This is a genomic window from Rossellomorea sp. DUT-2, assembly GCF_052665285.1.
In genome coordinates, this window is sequence record NZ_JBQPEO010000002.1 from 626,428 (window position 1) to 648,482 (window position 22,055).

At 40.6% G+C, this 22,055-nt stretch carries 23 protein-coding genes; 5 read left to right on the forward strand and 18 right to left on the reverse strand.

The window, feature by feature from the left end; translation table 11 throughout:
- Nucleotides 1-17: 17 nt before the first annotated feature.
- Nucleotides 18-398: a DUF4190 domain-containing protein gene (locus ACOSV2_RS08970; protein ID WP_113970527.1), complete on the reverse strand. Its 381-nt coding sequence runs from the start codon at nucleotides 396-398 to the stop codon at nucleotides 18-20.
- A gap of 201 nt (nucleotides 399-599) precedes the next feature.
- On the opposite strand from ACOSV2_RS08970, the gene ACOSV2_RS08975 reads away from it, so the two are divergent.
- Complete coding sequence (locus tag ACOSV2_RS08975) at nucleotides 600-1,169, forward strand: hypothetical protein (protein WP_397552174.1); 570 nt, start codon at nucleotides 600-602, stop codon at nucleotides 1,167-1,169.
- 33 nt (nucleotides 1,170-1,202) lie between these two features.
- On the opposite strand, the gene ACOSV2_RS08980 is transcribed toward ACOSV2_RS08975, so the two are convergent.
- The 5 genes from ACOSV2_RS08980 to ACOSV2_RS09000 all read right to left on the reverse strand — a co-directional run bounded on the left by ACOSV2_RS08980 (nucleotide 1,203) and on the right by ACOSV2_RS09000 (nucleotide 5,301).
- Nucleotides 1,203-1,562: a DUF1499 domain-containing protein gene (locus tag ACOSV2_RS08980; protein WP_428974812.1), complete on the reverse strand. Its 360-nt coding sequence runs from the start codon at nucleotides 1,560-1,562 to the stop codon at nucleotides 1,203-1,205.
- Between the two features lie 633 nt (nucleotides 1,563-2,195).
- On the reverse strand, nucleotides 2,196-2,612 hold the full coding sequence (locus ACOSV2_RS08985; RefSeq protein WP_428974813.1) for a Fur family transcriptional regulator: 417 nt from the start codon (nucleotides 2,610-2,612) through the stop codon (nucleotides 2,196-2,198).
- A 3-nt stretch (nucleotides 2,613-2,615) separates the two neighbouring features.
- Complete coding sequence (locus ACOSV2_RS08990; protein ID WP_428974814.1) at nucleotides 2,616-3,473, reverse strand: metal ABC transporter permease; 858 nt, start codon at nucleotides 3,471-3,473, stop codon at nucleotides 2,616-2,618.
- Between the two features lie 18 nt (nucleotides 3,474-3,491).
- Nucleotides 3,492-4,268 carry a metal ABC transporter ATP-binding protein gene (locus tag ACOSV2_RS08995; protein ID WP_397552171.1) on the reverse strand — a complete coding sequence of 259 codons (777 nt, stop codon included), beginning with the start codon at nucleotides 4,266-4,268 and terminating at the stop codon, nucleotides 3,492-3,494.
- Between the two features lie 151 nt (nucleotides 4,269-4,419).
- Nucleotides 4,420-5,301, reverse strand: a complete 882-nt coding sequence (locus ACOSV2_RS09000) for a YitT family protein (RefSeq protein ID WP_113970599.1) — start codon at nucleotides 5,299-5,301, stop codon at nucleotides 4,420-4,422.
- A 90-nt stretch (nucleotides 5,302-5,391) separates the two neighbouring features.
- Between ACOSV2_RS09000 and ACOSV2_RS09005 the strand changes: the two genes are divergently transcribed.
- Nucleotides 5,392-5,646: a DUF2624 domain-containing protein gene (locus ACOSV2_RS09005; protein WP_428974815.1), complete on the forward strand. Its 255-nt coding sequence runs from the start codon at nucleotides 5,392-5,394 to the stop codon at nucleotides 5,644-5,646.
- Between the two features lie 55 nt (nucleotides 5,647-5,701).
- On the opposite strand, the gene ACOSV2_RS09010 is transcribed toward ACOSV2_RS09005, so the two are convergent.
- On the reverse strand, nucleotides 5,702-6,595 hold the full coding sequence (locus ACOSV2_RS09010; RefSeq protein WP_428974816.1) for a deoxyribonuclease IV: 894 nt from the start codon (nucleotides 6,593-6,595) through the stop codon (nucleotides 5,702-5,704).
- A gap of 69 nt (nucleotides 6,596-6,664) precedes the next feature.
- The gene (locus tag ACOSV2_RS09015; RefSeq protein WP_428974817.1) at nucleotides 6,665-7,972 is read right to left on the reverse strand and encodes a DEAD/DEAH box helicase; all 1,308 of its coding nucleotides are present in this window, start codon (nucleotides 7,970-7,972) and stop codon (nucleotides 6,665-6,667) included.
- Between the two features lie 307 nt (nucleotides 7,973-8,279).
- On the opposite strand from ACOSV2_RS09015, the gene vrrA reads away from it, so the two are divergent.
- Both vrrA and ACOSV2_RS09025 read left to right on the forward strand, forming a co-directional pair.
- The gene (gene vrrA / locus ACOSV2_RS09020; RefSeq protein ID WP_428974818.1) at nucleotides 8,280-8,996 is read left to right on the forward strand and encodes a VrrA/YqfQ family protein; all 717 of its coding nucleotides are present in this window, start codon (nucleotides 8,280-8,282) and stop codon (nucleotides 8,994-8,996) included.
- Between the two features lie 175 nt (nucleotides 8,997-9,171).
- Entirely contained in the window at nucleotides 9,172-10,128 is a 957-nt protein-coding gene (locus tag ACOSV2_RS09025) for a 4-hydroxy-3-methylbut-2-enyl diphosphate reductase (RefSeq protein ID WP_428974819.1), read from the forward strand.
- Nucleotides 10,129-10,168: 40 nt separating this feature from the next.
- On the opposite strand, the gene ACOSV2_RS09030 is transcribed toward ACOSV2_RS09025, so the two are convergent.
- From ACOSV2_RS09030 to ACOSV2_RS09075, 10 genes are all read right to left on the reverse strand, one after another.
- Nucleotides 10,169-11,287, reverse strand: coding sequence for a Nif3-like dinuclear metal center hexameric protein (locus tag ACOSV2_RS09030; RefSeq protein ID WP_428974820.1), 1,119 nt, complete (start codon nucleotides 11,285-11,287; stop codon nucleotides 10,169-10,171).
- Entirely contained in the window at nucleotides 11,284-11,991 is a 708-nt protein-coding gene (locus ACOSV2_RS09035) for a tRNA (adenine(22)-N(1))-methyltransferase (protein ID WP_428975090.1), read from the reverse strand. The genes ACOSV2_RS09030 and ACOSV2_RS09035 overlap by 4 nt, the downstream gene beginning before the upstream one ends.
- Nucleotides 11,992-12,110: 119 nt before the next feature.
- Entirely contained in the window at nucleotides 12,111-12,485 is a 375-nt protein-coding gene (gene cccA, locus ACOSV2_RS09040; protein ID WP_428974821.1) for a cytochrome c550, read from the reverse strand.
- A 228-nt stretch (nucleotides 12,486-12,713) separates the two neighbouring features.
- Complete coding sequence (locus tag ACOSV2_RS09045; protein ID WP_428974822.1) at nucleotides 12,714-13,856, reverse strand: acyl-CoA dehydrogenase; 1,143 nt, start codon at nucleotides 13,854-13,856, stop codon at nucleotides 12,714-12,716.
- A 163-nt stretch (nucleotides 13,857-14,019) separates the two neighbouring features.
- A complete protein-coding gene (locus ACOSV2_RS09050; RefSeq protein ID WP_428974823.1) occupies nucleotides 14,020-14,556 on the reverse strand; it encodes a hypothetical protein in 537 nt (178 codons plus the stop codon).
- A gap of 118 nt (nucleotides 14,557-14,674) precedes the next feature.
- Complete coding sequence (rpoD, locus tag ACOSV2_RS09055; RefSeq protein WP_428974824.1) at nucleotides 14,675-15,805, reverse strand: RNA polymerase sigma factor RpoD; 1,131 nt, start codon at nucleotides 15,803-15,805, stop codon at nucleotides 14,675-14,677.
- A gap of 33 nt (nucleotides 15,806-15,838) precedes the next feature.
- Nucleotides 15,839-17,650, reverse strand: a complete 1,812-nt coding sequence (gene dnaG / locus ACOSV2_RS09060) for a DNA primase (protein WP_428974825.1) — start codon at nucleotides 17,648-17,650, stop codon at nucleotides 15,839-15,841.
- Between the two features lie 44 nt (nucleotides 17,651-17,694).
- Nucleotides 17,695-18,135 (reverse strand): YaiI/YqxD family protein, encoded by a 441-nt coding sequence (locus tag ACOSV2_RS09065; protein ID WP_428974826.1) that lies wholly within the window; start codon nucleotides 18,133-18,135, stop codon nucleotides 17,695-17,697.
- A 336-nt stretch (nucleotides 18,136-18,471) separates the two neighbouring features.
- Nucleotides 18,472-19,284 (reverse strand): pyruvate, water dikinase regulatory protein, encoded by an 813-nt coding sequence (locus ACOSV2_RS09070; RefSeq protein ID WP_428975091.1) that lies wholly within the window; start codon nucleotides 19,282-19,284, stop codon nucleotides 18,472-18,474.
- Nucleotides 19,285-19,297: 13 nt separating this feature from the next.
- The gene (locus ACOSV2_RS09075; protein ID WP_113970613.1) at nucleotides 19,298-19,924 is read right to left on the reverse strand and encodes a helix-turn-helix transcriptional regulator; all 627 of its coding nucleotides are present in this window, start codon (nucleotides 19,922-19,924) and stop codon (nucleotides 19,298-19,300) included.
- A gap of 466 nt (nucleotides 19,925-20,390) precedes the next feature.
- Here ACOSV2_RS09075 and ACOSV2_RS09080 point away from each other — a divergent pair, with 466 nt between their 5' ends.
- Entirely contained in the window at nucleotides 20,391-21,764 is a 1,374-nt protein-coding gene (locus ACOSV2_RS09080; protein WP_428974827.1) for a glycine--tRNA ligase, read from the forward strand.
- Nucleotides 21,765-22,055 lie beyond the last annotated feature (291 nt).

Below are 22,055 nucleotides of genomic sequence, written 5' to 3' on the forward strand. Positions count from 1 at the left end.
AAGAAAAAGTGTTATTTTTAAAAGAACGGCAGTACAAATAATCCAATAATTATCGATACGGCCCCAATTCCGATTGCCCAGGCACCGAGCATTTCTGCTCCTCTTCTTCTTGCCACGAATCCAAGAACAATTCCCGCAGCTCCCATGATTACAGGGAGAATAAATAAGGAAAGAATGGATAGAGCAAGTGCAGAGTATCCCAATACACGACCTGATGTTGTCGTATCTCGGGCGGTATCCTCTTCAAAGTCGCGGCTTACACTCATTGGAGCAGCAATTTCTGCTGCTGTTTCTTCACGGTATTCTTTACTCACATCTGTTTCCGGATTGTCGTAATACACGTCGATATCTTGTAGATTTCGATCAACGCTGTTTAATTCGCGTCGTTCATCATTCATACAGCAATCCCTCACTTTCTGTGTTTGGGAGCCTTCTTATTGTGTGTCACTTCACTATATTTACTATGCTAATGTTTGTCATTTTTGTTAGCTTACCTTCACTTTTCAACCCATCGATTGCTTTTTGAAAACATCGTTTATCTACTGGTCAGAAATGTGATAAACTTGAAGGAGTTTTTATAAAGAGGAGCATGATAAAGAATGAAACGTTTTGGAATCGATATTGATGGGACAGTTACGTCACCTGAATCTTTACTACCTCACATAAATGATTATTTTAAATTGAATTTAACCTTACAAGACATCACCCAATACGAGCTGACAGAAGTTCTGAATATTTCACCTCAAACTTTCGGGAAATGGTTTAAGGAAGCAGAACCAACCATTTACAAAGAATCCCCACTAGCTCCCGGCGCAAAGAAAATATTGGATCAATGGAAAGAAATACATGAGCTTTATTTTATTAGTGCAAGAAGATCCGATCTCATCCAATTAACGAAAGAATGGTTTAATTCACAAGATTTGATGTATCATCACATCGAATTAATTGGCTCACATGACAAAATTTCAACAGCAAAAAAACACGGTGTCGATATTTTCTTTGAAGATAAACATGATAATGCTGTAGCGATTTCTGAAGAACTATCGATTCCGGTTCTGTTATTTAACACACCATACAATCAAAAACCGATCCCTGATGGAGTCATTCGCGTAAATGACTGGCAGGAAGCGAACTCTTGGGTTCAAACCTGGCTTCAAAATGAATCATAGGAAAAAGCCTCTAATCGTAAGAGGCTTTTTCCATTATTTATTGAATAAAATTTTAAATTTCTCCACCCGTTTCCGATTCACTTTAAAATCATAATATCCGAGACGTGAACCTGACTTGATATGTAGAAGGTTGGTGCTTTCATCAATATAGAGTTCCAAGTCATCTTTGAATCTCAACCACTTTGATGTGAAAACCGCATGTACATAATGCGACTTTTCTTCTTTGATCTCTACATGATCGAACTTGCTTAGGGTACTTCGGATCCTCGTCTTCACATCCTCTGTGCTATCACTGATGGGAAGTGGTGCTATTCGATGATATGATGTGAGATCAATTGTGCTTACACAGTTTTTTTTATTCGTTGGGCAGTGCGTAAAAGGGACTGTTTCCATGGCTGCATCTCCTCTCCATTCCTTCTCTATAATTGCATTTTTTCCCTCTTTTACCTTCCCTTAAACTCTGGACATTCCAGTAAAAGAAAAAAGGCTTACAAGATAAGCGAATTTATTTATGAATGGTAGTGTGAAGCTTGGACCGTTCCTTTCCGCTCCAGGCACTTGCTTTCCGCGGGGAGGAAGTCGAGCCTCCTCGGGCTTTGCCCTGTGGGGTCTCGACCTTTCCTCTATATCCCGCAGGAGTCAAGTGCCTTCCGCTACAATCCACTCTGTGCTAATACATAAAAATAATCATCTCTATTATCAATCAAGCCTCAAGGTTCTAGAAAAGCTTAAAAATACTTTAGAAAGACGGTTTTCAATTTAGATGTTTTTTACACCTTTTAGCTCTGTCACAAAAAACCTCTTAGAGATGATGAGGGGAACTGCGTAGACTCCTGCGGAAGTACGGACGTGCCGAGACCCCGTTCGGCTAAGCTGAGGACGCTCGGCCGAACGCTAACTGCAAGCGGAGCGGTTCCCCTCACCATCTAGCACACACTTGTTGACAGAGCAACAAGCAGATCTTATGTAATAAAACAAAAAACTTTACGAAGGGAGCAAAAAAAGAGAGACCCTGAAAGGATCTCTCTACTGACATTGAGGGCATTTACCATATATTTCGAATTTATGGCCGGATATATCATACCCTGTATCCGTTAAATTTTCTTTAAGTGTTTCCATGGGACATGTGTGAATTTCTTTCGTTTTCCCACAATCCATACAAATGAAGTGATGATGATGGTGATGACTTTCGCATGTAAATCGAAAATGTCTTTCACCTGAGAGTTCAGTCTCTTCCAAGATTTCAAGTTCAACAAACAAACTCAAATTACGGTAGATGGTATCAAAACTGAGCCCCGGGTAATCAGCCTTCATGTTTTCTAATACATCCCTGGCCGTCAAATATTTATTCGAGCTGGAAAACAGTTCAAGTATTTGCTCCCGTTTTCCCGTATGCTTATATCCTTTTGATTTTAACAGGTCCATTGCTTCCGTTACATTCATTTCCTACACCTCAACTTTAGAAGAATGACTCGACGTTCTTATTTTTTTCATCACAATTGTAATGAGAAGGATTAAAATAGCCGTCATGACAATCGTACCACCTGGTGCAAGATTCAAATAGAACGCACTGATCAATCCAACAATAACAGAAATTTCACCGAAAACAAGCGAAAACCCAATCGTTTGCTTAAATCCATTGGCAATCCTGATACTTGCAGCAACCGGTAATGTCATAAGAGACGAAACCAGCAGGATCCCGACGATGCGCATGGAAGCGGCAATCACAAGAGCTACCATGACCATAAAGATAAAGTGAATCGCCTTTGCGGGGATACCTGACGCCTTTGCATGATCTTCATCAAAGGATAAAAGAAACAATTCCTTATACAGCAAGATAATCACACCGATGACAAGGACGCTGATTCCTCCAATCAGATACAAATCCCCTCTGCTGACTGCGCTGACACTTCCAAACAAATAACTAAATAAATCTGTATTAAAACCGTCTGCCAGAGAAATGAAGATGACCCCTATCCCGATTCCGCCAGATAGGATGATCGGAATCGCAAGCTCCTGATAATGCTTATATAACATACGCAAACGCTCAATGAACAAGGAACCCATGACAGAGAATACCATTCCCAAATAGAGTGGGTTCAAACCGGAAAAAGCCGGTATCGTTTTACTTAAATACAGGCTCGCTGCAATACCTGACAGTGTGACGTGACTCAAGGCATCCGCAATTAAAGAAAGCCTCCTTACGACGATGAATGCTCCTAATAAAGGGGCGATGATTCCAATGAGAATCCCCGTCAGAAATGCATTTTGTAAAAACTCATATTGAAAAATAGCTTGAAGCATTGTCTTCCCTCCAATCGATTATGAATGATGATGTTCATGCTCATGATTTAAGAAATGTACATCATGACCATAAAAAGAGGAAAGCTGATTTTCTTTTAGCTTCTCAAACTCTTCTGTTTTGCCATGGAAATGTAAATGTTTATTTAAACAAGCGACATGAGTCACTTTGTTCGAAATCGATCCTATGTCATGAGTGACAAAAACGAGTGTAATCCCTAAATCTTTATTTAAGGTTTCTAACATATCATAGAAGTTTTGGACGTTTTGACTGTCCACTCCCACTGTCGGTTCATCAAGAATCAATACATCAGGCTGGCTGACGAGCGCCCGGGCAATAAACACCCTTTGCTGTTGTCCTCCTGATAATTCTCCAATATTACGTTTTGCGAATTGACTCATCCCAACCGATTCTATTGCTCCATGAACATCTTGTTTATATTTAGATGAAATCCTCTTGAACAAACCTGCTTTTTTCGCTAATCCGCTCGCCACCACCTCATAAACCGTGGCTGGAAACCCTGTATTGAAGCTATTGGCCTTCTGGGAAACAAACCCTATGCGATCCCATTGTTTGAATTTATGCTGGGGGATCCCAAATAGCTCGATATTCCCTTGTTTCACTCGTAAAAGGCCCAGAACAAGCTTTAGTAAGGTCGATTTTCCTGAACCGTTAGGTCCGACGATCCCAAGGAAGGCCCCCCTGGGGATGCTAAGGTTAATATCCTCGAGCACTCTTTCCCGCTCATATCTGAAATTCACATCTTCTATTTTAATAATAGGATTTGTCGTATCCATTTTAATCATCTCTCTTTATAAGAATCATTACGATTTAAAAGTACATAGGGTAGTATACATGATGGGTGCACAATTGTAAATATTCATACCCAGATATCATAATAAAAGGACTGCTCAGTTTGAGTGAGCAGTCCTTCAGTCCAATGCTGCATTAATGAATGGCTGACTTGAATCGTGCACCCTTTGTTTCCTGTGTACTCATAATCGTAATGAATGCATTGGGATCTACATCAGAAACAATGGATTTCAATTTTGTTACTTCAAGTCTGGTGACCACGACATAAATGACCTCTTTATCATTATCTGTGTAGCCTCCACGCCCCTTTAACATGGTTGTTCCCCTGCCAAGTCTTTTTAGTATAGCGTCGGATACATCCAGGTAATGGTCAGAAACAATGATAACGGCCTTCGTTTCATCCATTCCCTGAATGACCGTATCAATCGTTTTAAAGGCTATATAGTATGTCATAACGGAATACATCGCTTCTTCAAGTCCGAAGACAAATGCTGCCCAGGCGAAAATGAAAATATTGATGAACATAACAAACTCCCCGACTGAAAACGGAAGCTTCTTCGTTAAAAGGATACCAAGGATTTCAGTTCCATCCAGAGATCCACCATGACGTATCACAAGGCCGACCCCAACCCCAAGGGTCAATCCTCCAAAAACAGTGGCTAACACTTTCTCTGTTACAAACGGTTCAATATGGTGTAAAAGGCTTTCAATACCTGCCAGCGCGATAATGGCAAACAGAGAAGAAACGACAAAGGTTTTCCCGATATGTTTATACCCGTAATACATGAATGGGAGGTTTAAAAAAACCAGCAGGGTTGCAAAGTTTACAAATGGAATGGTGTCTGAAACTAAATAATCCAAAATCAGCGAAACACCAATAATTCCACCATCGATGATATTATTCGGAACAAGGAACAACTCAATGGATATAGCAGCTAAGGCTGCTCCAATCGTAATAAAGATCAATCGGTAAATAAAATGAAGGGGACTTTCTTTTTTATGTACTCTTTGAGTCATCGTCAATTCCTTTCCTTTCACTTTATTTTCTTATAAAAATGTCACTTTCTGATCAGGAGTTACATATGTATCTGTTGAGGAGTGATAAACATGAAGCTATTACAAAACGTGATTAATCACAAAATCAACAATATCACAAATGATGAATTATTAAAGTACGCGAATCAATATAACATTTCATTGACGTCCCAGCAGGCAACAAGCATCGTCGCTAGTGTTAAAGGAAAGAACATCAATATTTTTGATGACAAGAAGCGCAGTAAATTGGTGAAGGACTTAGCCAGGATCATAGGACCTTCCAAGGCGAAGGAAATCAACCAACTCTTTTTGCAGCTCATCAGATAGTAAAAGAAGAGGAGGCGTCCCTATTGATGAGAGATGACCTCCTCTATTGCCTTTTTTATTGATTCAGTATTTTCGTTAATACATCTTCATCGAATGTTTGATTCTGAAGCATGTCAATTTCGAATTTGTAAGGAGGTTTTCTATTTTTCTTATCTTCCCCTACATATGGTGTTTCCAGAATCTTAGGGACCTCTTGCAGCTGTGGATGATGCACAATATAATTCAGTGCTTTGAATCCGATATGTCCGAATCCTATATTTTCATGGCGGTCTTTACTTGCTCCACGTGCATTCTTACTATCGTTAATGTGAAGAACCTTTAAGCGGTCAATCCCGACGATCTTATCGAATTCTTCCAGGACTCCATCAAAATCTTCCACAATATCATATCCTGCATCATGGGTGTGACAAGTATCGAAGCAAACAGAAAGGCGGTCATTCAGTTCTACTCCATTGATGATTTGAGCTAATTCCTCAAAAGATCTTCCACATTCTGAACCCTTCCCTGCCATTGTTTCCAATGCAATTTGCACTTTATGGTCTTTAGTCAGTACTTCATTCAGACCTTCAATGATCTTTTCAATCCCCTTATCTGCTCCTGCACCCACATGAGCACCCGGGTGAAGCACAATCTGCCCCGCTCCCAGAGCTTCTGTGCGCTCGATCTCAGAACGTAGGAAATTGACACCTAATTCAAATGTAGCAGGGTTCGTCGTATTTCCGATGTTAATGATATAGGGAGCATGAACAACGATATCCTCTATCCCATTTTCTTTCATGTGAGCGATACCCGCTTCAATATTTAAGTCTTCGATCTTTTTTCTTCTCGTATTTTGAGGTGCACCTGTATAAATCATAAATGTATTAGCTCCATAGGAAACGGCTTCTTCACTGGAAGCTAATAGCATTTTTTTACCACTCATTGAAACATGGGATCCAATCTTAACCATTCTTCTCAACTCCTAAGGAAATCTCTCTATATTGTATCGAATGTGTACAAATGAATCACGTTAAAACACTTATTTATTTCTGTTTTTCATTCTTCTCTCACGTTTCTTAATTTGGTCCATTTTGTATTGCATTTTCTTTTTATAGCCAGGCTTAACGGTTTTCGGTTTTCGAACCATTGATTTCGCTTTTTCATCAATCTCATTAACATTCGATTTTTGACGGTTCTTACGTTTGTTCAGGGGTGGTAACTCAGACCATTCCCCTTTCTTAATGTCGTGATGAGCAAAGCTGATTCCGAGCTTCTCAAGACGATTCAATGCATCTTCATCCGAAGGTGTATAAATGGTATAGGCAATTCCGCTATTACCTGCACGCGCTGTACGGCCGGAACGGTGAACATAGAAATCCAGATCTTGTGGCAATTCGAAGTTAATGATATGACTTACACCTTCTATATCAATCCCTCTTGCTGCTAAATCAGTCGCTACGATGTACTGATAATCCAGGTTTCTCGTTTGCTTCATCATTTTCTTACGCTCACGTGGGGAAAGGTCTCCGTGAATACGTCCAACCTTTAATCCTTTAGCAATCAAAGCATCTGCCACTTCATCTGCCTTTTGTTTTGTATTGGTGAAAACGATGCCTAAATATGGATTAATATCCACTAAAATATTGTACAATAAGTTAATTTTATCGCGACTCTTAAGAGGGACGATCACATGTTGGATATTCTTTGCCGATAGTTGCTCGGGCTCGACATGAGCATATTGTGGATTTTCCATATACTTTTTCAAGAATGGCTTCAGTTTCTCTGGAATCGTCGCAGAGAATACAAGCATTTGTAATTTTTCAGGCATCTTAGCGGCAATCTGATCCACGTCTTCAATGAATCCCATATCAAGCATCAGATCTGCTTCATCAATCACCAGCAGACTGGCAGTATGAACAAATAAGGCTTGATCTTTCACTAAATCATTGATCCGGCCAGGAGTACCAACCACAATATGAGGCTGGTGTTTTAATTTCTCAATCGTCCTCTGCTTGTCCGTCCCACCAATGTAGCAGCGCGAAACAATGTTGCTATCTTTCGTGATCTTTAGTACTTCTTGATAAATCTGTTGTGCCAGTTCACGGGTTGGAGCAGTAATGACTGCTTGAACCTGTTCAGAATCTGCATTCACCTTCTCAATGATCGGTAATAGATATGAATGTGTTTTTCCCGTTCCTGTCTGGGATTGACCTATCGCACTTTGCCCTTTTAAAATCAGTGGGATCATTTTCTTTTGAATTTCTGTTGGTTCATAGAAACCCAGTTCTTCTACAGCTTCATTAATGAAAGTCTGTAATCCGAATTTTAGAAATAAATTCTTTTTCATTCTTACATCTCCTTTTATCAAAATATCCTTTTATTTACGCTGTCATCGGGATGGATGACTTCTCGTACACATCATCACCATAGATATATATAAAATTTACGGGTCACTTTATCATCGCGAATGATTTTATCTTAACGTTAGCAAGCGTCATATTTAAAGAACATCTAACCATTATAATATTTTTTTGGCAAAACATCTAGTTCATACTTTATTTAATTTGAGATGATACTGTATGAATACCCTTTTTCCACCTATTGCATACTCTATACTGACGAGGAATTTATTCGAATGAAAGGAGGCTGTCATTATGCCGCCTAGAAGAATGAGGAATCAGGGCCAGGATATGCGAAATCCTTTCGGAATGAGACAGCAGCGGGGATTCAACGGGTTCGGAATGCAGCAGTCTGGGAGAAACAGCTTTGGACTGGGGCAGACGCAGCCACCTCCGTTTCAATTTGGAGGACAACGTCAAAATCAGGGATTCAATATGGGAATGAATCAGAGAGGAAGAAACCGTGGGGCAGGTAAAGGTGGTTTATTGTCTAAGCTTCTTAAAAAGGGTGATAATCAGAATGCCGGCGGAGGATTATTACAACAATTTTCCAGAGGGGATTCATCTTCCAACGCGTCTGGCTTTGAACGATCTCCCCAGGCAGCTGGCGGAATTCTCCAGAGCCTATTGAACCCCGGCAATGTGAATTCATTTTTATCCAATTCACAGCAACTGCTCCAGACCGCTCAACAGCTGGGTCCGATGTTCCAACAATATGGGCCTATGGTGAAAAATATCCCGGCACTATGGAAGTTATATCGTGGATTCAAAGATATGTCTGCCGATGATGCGTCCGACGACGGGAATAGCGAAGAAAAAGATGCGGATATCGACATCCCTGAAGTCGAATCCACCGTTAAGAAAAAAAAGAAAAAGAAACCACCCGTAGAAAGTTCTGTTGATAGTGAGCTTGACGATGATCAGGCACCATCAAAGTCTAAATCAGGATCAAAACCCAAACTGTATATTTAAAGCCAGGATCCCTAAAGGTACCGAATCACCTGTTTAGGGATTTTTTTATTTGACGGCCACTTAAAAGGCATTTCCATAGGAAAAGGTTCATATGATTATCGTTCTCTTTGTCAGGAAGACCATTCTCCTTTATAATGAAGACAAAACCTTTTCTCATGTAGGAGGATATTCATAGATGGAAATTATTAAGATTACTCCGAGAGGCTATTGTTACGGGGTTGTAGATGCAATGGTCATTGCAAGAAACGCCGCATTAGACAAATCGCTTCCTCGTCCAATTTATATTTTAGGCATGATCGTTCACAACAAGCATGTGACTGAAGCATTCGAAGAAGACGGGATCATTACCCTTGATGGCAGCAACAGAAAAGAAATCATCGAACAGGTGAATGAAGGAACGGTTATCTTCACGGCACATGGAGTCTCTCCCGAAGTGAAAGAAATAGCCAAACAAAAAGGACTTGTTACATTGGATGCAACGTGTCCCGATGTAACGAAAACCCATGATTTGATTCGCGCTAAAGAAGCGGAAGGCTATGACGTGATCTATATCGGAAAAAAAGGACATCCTGAGCCTGAAGGGGCTGTCGGGGTCGCACCTGAGATCGTACATCTCGTGGAAACAGCAGAAGATGTAGAAAAGCTTTCAATTGAAAACGAAAAAATCATTGTGACCAATCAAACGACGATGAGTCAGTGGGATGTATTGGACACGATGGATAAAGTGAAGGAAATGTATCCTCACGTTGAGCTGCACAAAGAAATATGCCTGGCTACCCAGGTTCGTCAAGAAGCAGTTGCCGAACAAGCTGGAGATGCAGATGTTCTCATCGTCGTTGGAGATCCTAAGAGTAATAACTCCAACCGGCTCGCTCAAGTATCAAAGGATATCGCAGGTACTCCTGCACATCGCATCTCAGACATTAGTGAATTGGATATAGAATGGATTAAAGATGCGGGCATCGTTGCTGTAACAGCGGGTGCGTCCACTCCTACTCCAATCGTAAAAGAAGTCATTAAATTCCTTGAAGCTTTTAACCCAAATGATGAATCCACTTGGACAAGAGAGCGAAATGTTCCAATAAATAAAATTCTCCCTAAAGTACGAAAATCTAAATTGGGAACAAAATAAAGTGAAAGGCCCCTTAGAATTTCTAAGGGGCCTTCCATCTTTACATATACGTAAATGGGTTGGTTTCAGCTTTTGACGCGAATATATTGACGATATACCCTTTTTCCGAGGATTTTTTCGCTAAATGACTGGCGACTCCATCCTTCATGACTTTTTCGATGTGATGTCCTGCATCAACGACATTCAGCCCCATCATCATAGCGTCGTGGGCGGTGTGGTAATAAATATCGCCTGAGACGAATACATCCGCTCCCTGTCTTTTCGCTTTCCCGATAAACTTATTTCCATCTCCGCCAAGCACTGCAACTTTCTTCACTTTCGCTTCCCCATCACCAATGACTCTGATTCCGTCCATACCAAATGTTTCTTTCACAACTAAAGCAAATTCCTTAAGACTCATCTCATTCTGTAAATGTCCGATTCTACCTAGGCCTAAAGCAGGCGATTCGTTTTTAAGGGAATAGATATCATAGGCAACTTCTTCATAAGGATGATGGGTAAACATCGCTTTCAACACTTTTTTCTCTAAAGAAACAGGATATACCGTTTCCACCTTCTCTTCTGCTACTTCCTCCAGGGAACCTTGCTTCCCGATATGAGGGTTCGTACCCTCTTCAGGGAGGAACCTTCCCTTTCCTTCAGCCGAGAAGCTGCAATGAGAATAGTTTCCGATGTGCCCGGCTCCTGAATTCCCAAGGGCTGTTCGAAGTTCCTTTGCGTTTTCTTTTGGCACATAAACGACTAATTTACGGAGCTCCTCATGGTGAGTAGGGACGAGTACAGACGTATCCTGCAAATGCAGCATGTCGGATAAAAGGTCATTCACTCCCCCCGTCGCCACATCAAGATTCGTATGAGCCGCATACACGGCTATATCATGCTTGATTAACTTCTCAATCATTCGTCCCTGATAGGTGTCCGTTTGCAGGGACTTTAATGGACGAAAGAGCGGTGGGTGGTGGGCTATGATTAATTTCACATTGTTTTTAATTGCTTCATCCACCACATTCTCCAATACATCAAGGGTGATCATCACATTCTCAACCTTTTCGTTCAGCTTACCAATTTGAAGACCAATCGGATCCCCTTCTTCTGCTAAATATTTTGGTGAAAATTGTTCAAACAGTTGAATGATCTCATGGCCGTTTACTGTCTTCATGGGATAAGAACCTCCTCCACCATTTGTATTTTTTGAATAAGTTCCCGTTTTCGTTCTTCCAACGCATCGGTTTTTTCCGCTTTTTCCATGTTATTCAATATATTCTTCCATTGATGAAGCTCCTGATTCCATTTTTTCAAAAATGCATCGTTGCGCTCCTTTATCAAAAAAGGACCGAGCAGCAACTCTTTTTCAAGCTCACCAGAGTAGTGGCGTCTCGGATTTCCTTTCTCCGCTACTAAAATTTCATATACCTTATCATCTTCTTCAAGAATTTCTTCCCCTACTAAGTCCCATTCATTGTCCATGAGCCACGTTCGGATGGACCTTGAACTCACATTCGGCTGAAGAATCAGTCGCTGATTGGTCAGCTTTTCTTTCCCTGCCTCTAAAATAGAAGCAATCAATGCGCCCCCCATTCCGGCGATCGTAATACAATCCACTTCGCCTGGAGCGATCACTTCCAAACCACTTCCAAATCTCACCTCTACCTCCTGAGTTAATTGGGCATCTTCCACTTGTTTCTTGGCAGAAAGATATGGCCCTTTCACTACTTCTCCTGCGATTGCAAAGGAAGCAATCCCTTTATTGACGGCATAGCACGGTAGGTATGCATGATCTGAACCGATATCAGCGATTTTCGATTGCTTGGGTATGTATGACACAACTGTTTCTAGTCGTTTTGATAATTGTTGAATATTCATTCGTTCACCTATAATCATTTTTTTATTGGGTAAATCATGTACGATAATCATTCTAACCAACTTTTCCCGATAAAAAAAGTCCTTTGCCCAAAAGACAAAGAACCTTTTTCAATCATTGATTATTTAAGTGACTTGATCCAGTCTGCCATAGCATCCAGATTTCCTTCTTCTACTAGACCAGCCGGCATCATACCTTTACCGTTTTTGATCGTTTCTTTGATCTCGTCTTTAGACAGCTTTGTTCCCTTTAGAGCAGGACCGGCGCCACCTTCATAGTTTCCACCATGACAAGATACACAAGACTCTTTGTACTTAGCTTCCGGATCGAATTCTCCGCTTGAAGCCTGTTCGCCTTCTTTACCTTCCATTTCCCCGTGACCTTCTTCTTTTGCTTTTTCGCCAGCGTTATTAAGGCCTTCTAAAGATAAGAAGAAAACAAGACCAATTCCAAGAGCCATGATCAGTACGAATGGAATGATTGGATTACGATTCATGATTTAACCTCCTTTATGTACAACATCCAAAATAGTGCTCTTTTCAACACTTTATATTTTACTGTAAAAAACGACAAAGTAAAAGTACTATCAATTAACTTTTCCATCTTTCTCACAAATTAGACACATTTCGTGTGAAATTTGGTAAGTTTTCATTAAAAGGAGGAGAGCCCTATTGCCCCGGAGAGGACCAATAGAGCTCCTGATTGATGTTATGGCGTTTCCACCTTATTGACATCCTATAAGCCTTGAAATGACCATTCTCTGGACTTCTGAGGTACCTTCTCCGATTTCAAGGAGTTTGGCATCCCGTAGATATCTTTCCACATGGTATTCTTTCATGTATCCGTATCCACCGTGAATCTGAATGGCTTCATCAGCTACTTCCATACTGATTTCAGAAGCATAAAGCTTACACATCGAAGCTTCTTTCGAAAATGGTCTTCCCTGATCTTTCAGCCATGCTGCCTTATGGACCATATTCCTTGCCAGTTCAATCTTCATTGCCATATCAGCAAGCTTAAATTGAGTGACTTGAAATTGTGATAAGGTTTTGCCAAATTGCTTTCTTTCCTTGGAATACTGCAGTGCTTTATCAAAAGCAGCCTGTGCCACACCGACAGCCATAGCACCGATTCCGATCCTTCCACCGTCAAGGGTGACAAGGAACTGCTTGAAACCTTCTCCTTCTTTACCTAATAGGTTTTCCTTCGGCACTTCTACATCTTCAAGAACCAACTCAGTCGTGTTTGATGAATGAAGCCCCATTTTTTCATAATTATCAATGACCGTAAATCCATCTGCCTTAGTCGGAACGATAATCGCACTAATTTCTTTGTTCCCATTGTTTCTACCTGTAATCGCTGTTAAAGCGAGATGATTCGCATAGCTTGCATTGGTAATATAGCACTTATTACCGTTAATAACCCATTTATCCCCTTTATCTTCTGCAGTGGTTTGGGTGCCGCCTGCATCAGAACCTGCATTGGGTTCAGTCAGACCGAAAGCTCCAAACGATTCCCCTGTACAGATTGGCGTCAAGTATTCCTGCTTTTGTTCATGAGAACCAAATAAGTTAATAGGTGCTCCTCCCAGTGAAATATGCGCAGAGTACGTAATACCTGTCGAAGCACAAGCCCGGCTAAGCTCTTCGGTTACGATTGCGAAACTGACCGTATCGGCACCTGCCCCTCCATATTCCTCGGGAAACGGAAGTCCCATCATCCCCAGATCAGAAAGCTTCTTGAAAATCTCTTTAGGAAATTCCTTTGTACGGTCCCGATCCAATGCACCAGGAGCCACTTCTTCTTCAGCAAATTCCCTGATTGTCTTTTTAATCATTGTTTGTTCTTGTGTTAAGTCAAAATTCATTCTTATCCCCCTTGTCTAACTTTGATGACTGAAAGCCCTAACTCCACTTCCATAATAGCGCTTTCAAGCATAATCACTGCACTCTATGAATGCGCTCTCATTCTTATTATAAAAGGGGATAGTGAATTTTCTCAACTTTAAAAAACTTTTAAATTTTCAGAAGTTATAGTAATATAAAAATAATTAGGAGGATTCCCCCTGCCAATCCCGAAAGAGAAAAATAACCCATCTTCCATTTCAAACCTGCACTGATCCAAAGGAAACAGTTCAGAAATAAGGTTATGTACATTCCGAAAGAACTCCCACCGAATAGCTCTTCTGTTATTTCCATGGAGGCTAGAAGAAGTATACAAGCGGCAGCCATATACAAGAGTATAGGTGATAATTGTTTTTTAGTATAATAAATTCCTGATACTACTAATAATCCGACAAAACTTGCCAAAATCGTTGTTTGCAAAACGATTGACAATTCAGTAAAATAAATGACAAATAATGAAATAAATATCGCACAAATTGAAGCTAAGTCTTTAAGCATGGTCTTCTTTTTGACACTCTTTTGATCACTGTGTTCCATACCATCTCCTTCGGTATATAATGCAAGGAGATAGTCACAATAGTGCTCTGGCAGCATATTGGCTTGCTTCCAAAGTTGTATTTCATTCACAATCAATTCTTTTCTTGAATTTTTCACTGTTTTCACAGCTGTCACACCTTTATCTGTTAAATCTTTTAGCTACATTCGTCAAAGGTGATGGAAAACCCTTTATTTCGAGCAAAAAAAACCACCTCTATCACAATAGAGGCAGTCAATGGGGTTTCTATTCTAAAAAGTCCTTTAGTCGTTTGCTTCTGCTTGGATGACGCAGTTTTCTAAGAGCTTTTGCTTCTATTTGACGGATACGTTCCCTTGTTACACCAAAGACTTTCCCTACTTCTTCAAGTGTGCGGGTTCTGCCATCGTCCAGACCAAATCGTAAACGAAGAACATTTTCTTCACGATCTGTTAAAGTATCCAGTACATCTTCAAGCTGTTCCTTTAATAGTTCGTAAGCAGCATGTTCTGAAGGAGATTGAGCTTCTGCGTCTTCAATGAAGTCACCAAGATGAGAGTCGTCTTCTTCACCGATTGGTGTTTCAAGAGATACTGGCTCTTGAGCAATCTTAAGGATTTCCCTAACCTTTTCAGGTGTCAGATCCATTTCTTCTGCAATTTCTTCCGGTGCCGGTTCACGCCCTAAGTCTTGCAATAACTGTCTTTGCACTCGAATAAGTTTGTTAATGGTTTCAACCATATGAACCGGAATACGAATCGTTCTGGCCTGGTCAGCGATTGCACGTGTGATGGCTTGGCGAATCCACCAAGTTGCATACGTACTGAATTTGTACCCTTTACGGTAATCAAACTTTTCTACCGCTTTAATCAGACCCATATTACCTTCCTGGATAAGGTCTAAGAATAACATACCGCGACCAACGTAACGTTTGGCAATACTGACAACAAGTCGCAGGTTCGCTTCAGCAAGACGTCGCTTAGCTTCCTCATCGCCTTCTTCAATTCTCTTGGCAAGATTTATCTCTTCCTCTGCAGATAAAAGATCAACTCTTCCAATTTCTTTCAGATACATACGAACAGGATCATTTATTTTAACTCCTGGAGGAACGCTTAAATCATTCAGATTGAATTCTTCTTCCTCTTCTTTCTCTAACTCAGTAGCACCCGGATCATCATCTTCATCATTTTCATTGATGATTTCTACATTTTGTTCACCTAAGTGTTCGTAGAATTCATCCATTTGATCGGAATCTAACTCAAACCCTGATAATTTATCGGCAATATCTTCGTATGTGAGGACCCCTCTTTTTTTACCTTGGTTAACTAAAAATTCTTTCACCTGATCAACTGTTAATTCTGACGCTATTTGTTTGGAACGCGCTGACTTTTCAGCCATTTGTTCCCCTCCTTCCAACTTCCTTACAAAACTTTATAGAGACTTACGCAGCTGTAAGATTTCCATTGCTATTTGTGCTTCTTTTCGGTAATCCTTTAGTCGTTCTGCTTCTTTTCTTTCCACTTCTTTTTCTTTTATTCTCAACATCTTTTGATGTTTTAACACCTGATTGACATAATCTACTAATTCCTGGTCCGTACTTTCTTCGCTTATTGACATCATTTCGATGTCCGTTACGATCCTTCTTAACCTCTCATCGGGAAGATACCCGATAAAGGCACTGGCACTTGGAGGTAGACCTTCTTCATAATAACCCAATAAATAAGTAATAATAGCCTGATGTTCATCAATATTAAGGTTGGTACCTGCAAGCCACTCCTGAATCTTATAAGCGATGTTCGGGTCCTTAAGCATATAGGCAATCAATCTTCTCTCAGCCGTTTGGTAAGCGGGTAATAGTTTAGACTGAGTCTGCCTGGAGAAATTACCTTGCATACCTACCTGTTTAGGCGGTTTAGAATTTCGTTTATCAGGGCCTTCCAGTTCAAAGAGCTGCTGTTGAAGAGCCTCAAGAGATAATTCGAACTCATCTGCCAAATACCTTAAATAATAATCCTTTTCAACCGCTTTACTCAGTTGGGTAATTTCCTTAAGTATGTCTTCTATATACTTAAGGCGATCTCCTTCATCATTTAAGTTTTTATTCAGCTTATAGTACCGAAGCTTAAATGCCATGAACGTTAAGCTTGCCCCTATTACATCTTGTTGAAACCTTGTTGGTCCATATTTTGAAATGTAGTCATCAGGGTCTAATTGTTCCGGTATTGTTGCGACACGAATGTTCAGCTGATGCTTGTGAAGAAGATTTCCTGCCCGGAATGCGGCTTCCACTCCAGCAGAATCACCGTCATAACAAATGATCACGGAATCAGTCAGCCGTTTAAGCAGTCCAATTTGCTGCTCTGTTAATGAAGTACCCATAGTGGCTACGCCATTTTCCACCTCTGCTTCACTGGCTGATATGACGTCGGCAAATCCTTCAAACAGAATCGCCTGCTGTTTTCTTCTAATCATTGAACGCGCGCCGTGATAGTTATAAAGAATGCTGCTTTTGTTAAAAATTTTCGTTTCCGGGCTGTTTAAGTACTTCGGTTCATCATTCGAATCGATGCTTCTTCCTGAAAAAGCGATCGTGTTTCCTTTCGTATCAACAATAGGAAACATGATCCTTCCCCTGAAGCGATCCAAGAAAGAATTGTCTCTTTCTCTTCTAACGAGTAAGCCCGCCGCTTCCATCAGCTCCAGGGAATAGCCTCGTTTCTGAAGAAACTTAACCGTGAAATCCCAGCTGGGAAGAGACCACCCAATCTGAAATTTAGTAATGCTTTCAGTCGTAAACCCCCGAGCCAATAAATATTCGAGGGCTTCCTGACCTTCTTTTGTGTTTAGAAGGAGATGATGGTAAAATTTACTTAATAACCCATGAGCTTCCATCATTTGCTTTTCATCTTCTTGAGGGGGAAGCTCCCTTTCAGACGAAGATGTCGGTATGGAGATTTCTTCTCCTACTTTAGAACCAAGCTTTTGCGCTGCTTCGAGGAAGCTTAAACCATCAACATCCATTAGAAACGTAAACGCATTTCCCCCGGCCCCACATCCGAAACAATGAAATATTTGTTTGTCAGGGGAAACAGAAAAAGATGGAGTATTTTCTCCATGAAACGGACACAAACCAAAATAATTGCGTCCCTGCTTTTTCAGTTGTACATAATCACTGACGACATCTACGATATCGGTTGACGATAATATTTTATTTAACTTATCTTCAGGGATTCTTTCAGACACAATTTATCACCTGTTTTTATTTACCCTCTTAATCCATTCTGTACTTATTCCGATTCTCCTGCAATTTCCGACAAGATTTTATCGAAGGAAATAGAAAATGTTTCTCTGTCTTCATTTGTAAAAGGTTTAGGACCTTTACCATAGTTTCCTCTACGGCGTTCTTTTGCTGCGACGTATCGATAATCGAGTGCCGTGACTATACTCTCTTCCCTGTAGGCTATTCCCCTGGGAGAGATGGCATAAACTTTTTTCGGCAAAACCAATGACGCGAGTCCAATATCCTGGGTAACCAGTACATCATGTACCCTGACATGGTTCATGATGTATAAGTCAGCCGCTTCTTTCGAACTATCGACATATACCCACCTGCCTTGATCAGGCGTGTTCTTTCTATGGGCATTAGAAGCAACAAATACAACGTCAAAGCCATATCCTCTGGTAATTTTAATGATTTCCTGCTTTACCGGACAAGCATCTGCATCCACAAATACGGTAGACTTATGTTCGCTAATACTAACTATTCTACATCACTCCGTATTATCCTTCTCTCTTTTGAACTTTCCTGGAGAATTGATTGAAATTGTCGAATTTTAATTGAGACGAGACTTGACATATCACAATAATTAGTTTATTCCTTAAGGGTTTAGTCTAAACCTATTTTAAATATTTTTATCACAATTTTTTATTATAGTATAATCGGACAAGTTTGACCACTATAAAAACTCAATTTATGAAACCTTTGATTGTTTCCGTTTCAATTCAATAAAAAAGAATGATTCTTTCCCCTTTTATTCAGGGAAAGAATCATTCTTTTTTAAATGTTAATTGCTTGAGTGCTGATAGATATTCGTGATGACATTGGCTGTTTCTTCTACTGCTTTGTTCGTTACGTCAATCACATGGCAACCGATGCGATTGGTTATTTTCTCGAAATATTTCAACTCATCTTCAATGCGTTTAATATTTGCATAGCTCGCCTGGTCATTCAATCCCAATGACTTCAATCTTTCCCGGCGAATCGTATTCAACTTCTCAGGACTGATCTTTAATCCAAAGCACTTCTTCGGAGAAACCATAAATAATTCCTCTGGTGGATCGACTTCCGGTACTAATGGTACATTGGCAACCTTAATCCTCTTCAGTGCAAGATATTGTGATAATGGTGTCTTTGATGTTCGGGAAACACCTACAAGCACAATATCCGCTCTAAGGATGCCCCGGGGGTCCCGCCCATCATCATACTTCACGGCAAACTCTATCGCTTCCACTTTCTTGAAGTAATCATCATCCAGCTTTCTTACCGTTCCCGGCTCGAACAACGGCTCCTTTTGGTAAGCTGATTGATATTTATCCATTAATGGACCGATAATATCAAACGCGTACAATTCTTCTCTTTCAGCTTCTTTTTTAATATACGCACGCATATCCGGCTTTACGAGAGTGTACACAATCAGTCCCTGGTTTAATTTCGCCAGGGAAATCACTTCATCGATATGCTCTAAGTCCTCTACATACGGAAAGCGTTTAATGACCGTATTGGAACCATTGAATTGGCTAATCGCCGCTTTTGTGACTAGTTCAGCAGTTTCACCCACCGAGTCGGATACAACATAGATGATCGGTTCTTTCACGATCGTTCACCACCTTCTAATATTCATCTGCTAACGCTACAAATGCTTTCGTGATATTGGTTTTCGTAATTCTGCCTATGACCTCTAAATCGCCTTTTTCTGTTTTCTTAATCACCGGAACAGAGTCGATTTGCTTATGAATCAAGTCTTTGGCCACGCCTATTAGCTGATCATCCTTTTCACAGACCGTAATATTAGGCATTCTCGTCATAATGATATTCACCGGCAAGGTACTAAGTTCCTGCTTCCCGATGCTCGCCCTTAAAAGATCCTTACGGGACAGGACGCCAACTAAGTACGTATTTCCATCCACTACAAATAATGTTCCTACGTCCTCCAGGAACATTGTCACTATGGCATCATACACAGAAACATTTTCGTTTACCACCACAGGAATCGATTGATAATCTTTAACATATATTTTGTTAAGGTTTTCTGTCAATAGCTGCGTTCCTGTTTTCCCTGTATAGAAATACCCCACTCTGGGACGTGCGTCCAGGTAACCCGCCATGGTTAAAATGGCTAGATCTGGCCTGAGAGTCGCCCTGGTCAAGTTTAATCGATCGGCGATTTGTTCACCAGTGATAGGTCCGTTGTCTTTAACTATTTGTAAGATATGTTCTTGACGCTTATTAAGTTCGATTGTTACTCACCACCTAACGGACAAACTATTTATGTTATACTTTATATGAAATATTATATACTATTTAAAAAAAATGAAAAGAGCATATTATCATTCATTTGTGTCAACACTAAATTTTAAATTTCACCTAACACAGAGTATCTTTTTTTAATACAAACATCAAATCTTTTCCCTTCTACTGTTCAGTAGTTGTTTTTATTTCTTTATCATGATAAAATGTCTTCATCTTATAATCAATAATGCTACGACGGATCAATAAGTACTTGCTGCACTCAAGCGACCAGGGACGGTGAAAGCCTGGAGAGCAGGGAAACGGCAATCCCGAGCTATTTAACATTTAAAAGTGGGTATACTTGACGTATATCAACTAGGGTGGAACCGCGAGTATCAAGCTCGTCCCTAGGCTATAAGCCTAGGGACGAGCTTTTTTATTTTATTACATACATGATGAAAAGGAGTGACTTTTATGTCAATGGAAAAAGTAGTGAATTTAGCGAAGCATCGCGGATTTGTTTTCCCGGGTTCTGAAATTTACGGAGGACTTGCTAACACGTGGGATTACGGTCCATTAGGTGTAGAGTTAAAAAACAATATTAAAAAAGCATGGTGGAAGAAATTCGTTCAGGAATCCCCTTACAACGTGGGTCTTGATGCAAGTATTTTAATGAACCCACAAACTTGGGTAGCTTCTGGTCACGTTGGAAACTTCAACGACCCAATGATCGACTGTAAGCAATGTAAAACACGCCATCGAGCAGACAAAATCATTGAAAATGCCCTTGAAGAAAAAGGCATCGAGATGATTGTTGATGGGCTTTCGTTTGAAAAAATGGAAGAAATCATCAAGGAGCACAGTATCGCGTGCCCTGATTGCGGTAGCCAGGATTTCACGGATATCCGCCAATTCGACTTAATGTTTAAGACTCATCAGGGTGTGACAGAGTCGTCTACAAATGAAATCTATTTACGCCCTGAAACAGCACAAGGTATCTTTGTAAACTTCAAAAATGTTCAGCGCTCCATGCGTAAGAAAATGCCATTCGGTATTGCTCAAGTCGGAAAAAGCTTCCGAAATGAAATTACACCTGGGAACTTCACATTCAGAACTCGTGAATTTGAACAAATGGAACTGGAGTTCTTCTGTAAACCTGGAGAAGACCTGGAATGGTTCTCTTACTGGCGTGAATTCTGTAAAAACTGGTTACTTAACCTGGGAATGAACGAAGAAAATATGCGTTTACGCGATCATGATCAAGATGAATTATCTCATTACAGTAATGCAACTACGGATATTGAATACAAATTCCCATTCGGTTGGGGAGAGCTTTGGGGTGTAGCAGATCGAACAGACTTTGACCTGAAGCGTCATATGGAACATTCAAATGAGGACTTCCACTACATGGATCCTCAAACAAATGAAAAGTATGTACCATACTGTATTGAACCATCCCTTGGTGCAGACCGTGTCACTCTTGCATTCCTATGTGACGCATTTGAAGAGGAAGAGCTTGAAAATGATTCACGTACAGTGCTGCGCTTCCATCCGGCACTGGCCCCATTTAAAGCAGCTGTCCTGCCACTTTCTAAGAAATTATCTGATGATGCATTCAAGGTGTATGAAGAATTATCACAGGATCTTATGATAGACTTCGACGAAACAGCATCAATCGGCAAACGCTACCGTCGTCAAGATGAAATCGGTACACCATTCTGTATCACATTTGACTTTGACTCGGTAGAAGATGGTCAAGTGACCGTACGTGACCGTGACACGATGGATCAGGTAAGAATGCCAATCAGCGATGTTAAAGCATTTTTGCAGGAAAAAGTTCAATTTTAAAACCTAAAGCGGAGGCGGCTCGTTCAGAGGCGACAAGCATAAGACAGCCCTGCCGGAAAGGCGTTTTTTGCCTTTTTGGCAGGGTTGACTTATGACCTCGAGCCTCTAGCCGCCGGAGCTAGCAGAAACCTAAAGCGGAGGGGCTTGCCCAGAGGCGACAAGCATAAGACGAACATACCAGAAAGGCGTTCTTTGCCTTTTTGGTATGTTTGACTTATAACCTCGAGCCTCTAAGCCCCGGAGCTAGCAGACACATAAAAAACAGGCCCATTCACACATCGTGAATGGGCC

Coding starts and splice junctions, on each gene's coding strand:
- ACOSV2_RS08970 (WP_113970527.1), bottom strand. CDS start 398: ATGAATGATGAACGACGCGAATTAAACAGCGTTGATCGAAATCTACAA.
- ACOSV2_RS08975 (WP_397552174.1), top strand. CDS start 600: ATGAAACGTTTTGGAATCGATATTGATGGGACAGTTACGTCACCTGAA.
- ACOSV2_RS08980 (WP_428974812.1), bottom strand. CDS start 1,562: ATGGAAACAGTCCCTTTTACGCACTGCCCAACGAATAAAAAAAACTGT.
- ACOSV2_RS08985 (WP_428974813.1), bottom strand. CDS start 2,612: ATGAATGTAACGGAAGCAATGGACCTGTTAAAATCAAAAGGATATAAG.
- ACOSV2_RS08990 (WP_428974814.1), bottom strand. CDS start 3,473: ATGCTTCAAGCTATTTTTCAATATGAGTTTTTACAAAATGCATTTCTG.
- ACOSV2_RS08995 (WP_397552171.1), bottom strand. CDS start 4,268: ATGGATACGACAAATCCTATTATTAAAATAGAAGATGTGAATTTCAGA.
- ACOSV2_RS09000 (WP_113970599.1), bottom strand. CDS start 5,301: ATGACTCAAAGAGTACATAAAAAAGAAAGTCCCCTTCATTTTATTTAC.
- ACOSV2_RS09005 (WP_428974815.1), top strand. CDS start 5,392: ATGAAGCTATTACAAAACGTGATTAATCACAAAATCAACAATATCACA.
- ACOSV2_RS09010 (WP_428974816.1), bottom strand. CDS start 6,595: ATGGTTAAGATTGGATCCCATGTTTCAATGAGTGGTAAAAAAATGCTA.
- ACOSV2_RS09015 (WP_428974817.1), bottom strand. CDS start 7,972: ATGAAAAAGAATTTATTTCTAAAATTCGGATTACAGACTTTCATTAAT.
- vrrA (WP_428974818.1), top strand. CDS start 8,280: ATGCCGCCTAGAAGAATGAGGAATCAGGGCCAGGATATGCGAAATCCT.
- ACOSV2_RS09025 (WP_428974819.1), top strand. CDS start 9,172: ATGGAAATTATTAAGATTACTCCGAGAGGCTATTGTTACGGGGTTGTA.
- ACOSV2_RS09030 (WP_428974820.1), bottom strand. CDS start 11,287: ATGAAGACAGTAAACGGCCATGAGATCATTCAACTGTTTGAACAATTT.
- ACOSV2_RS09035 (WP_428975090.1), bottom strand. CDS start 11,991: ATGAATATTCAACAATTATCAAAACGACTAGAAACAGTTGTGTCATAC.
- cccA (WP_428974821.1), bottom strand. CDS start 12,485: ATGAATCGTAATCCAATCATTCCATTCGTACTGATCATGGCTCTTGGA.
- ACOSV2_RS09045 (WP_428974822.1), bottom strand. CDS start 13,856: ATGAATTTTGACTTAACACAAGAACAAACAATGATTAAAAAGACAATC.
- rpoD (WP_428974824.1), bottom strand. CDS start 15,805: ATGGCTGAAAAGTCAGCGCGTTCCAAACAAATAGCGTCAGAATTAACA.
- ACOSV2_RS09080 (WP_428974827.1), top strand. CDS start 20,391: ATGTCAATGGAAAAAGTAGTGAATTTAGCGAAGCATCGCGGATTTGTT.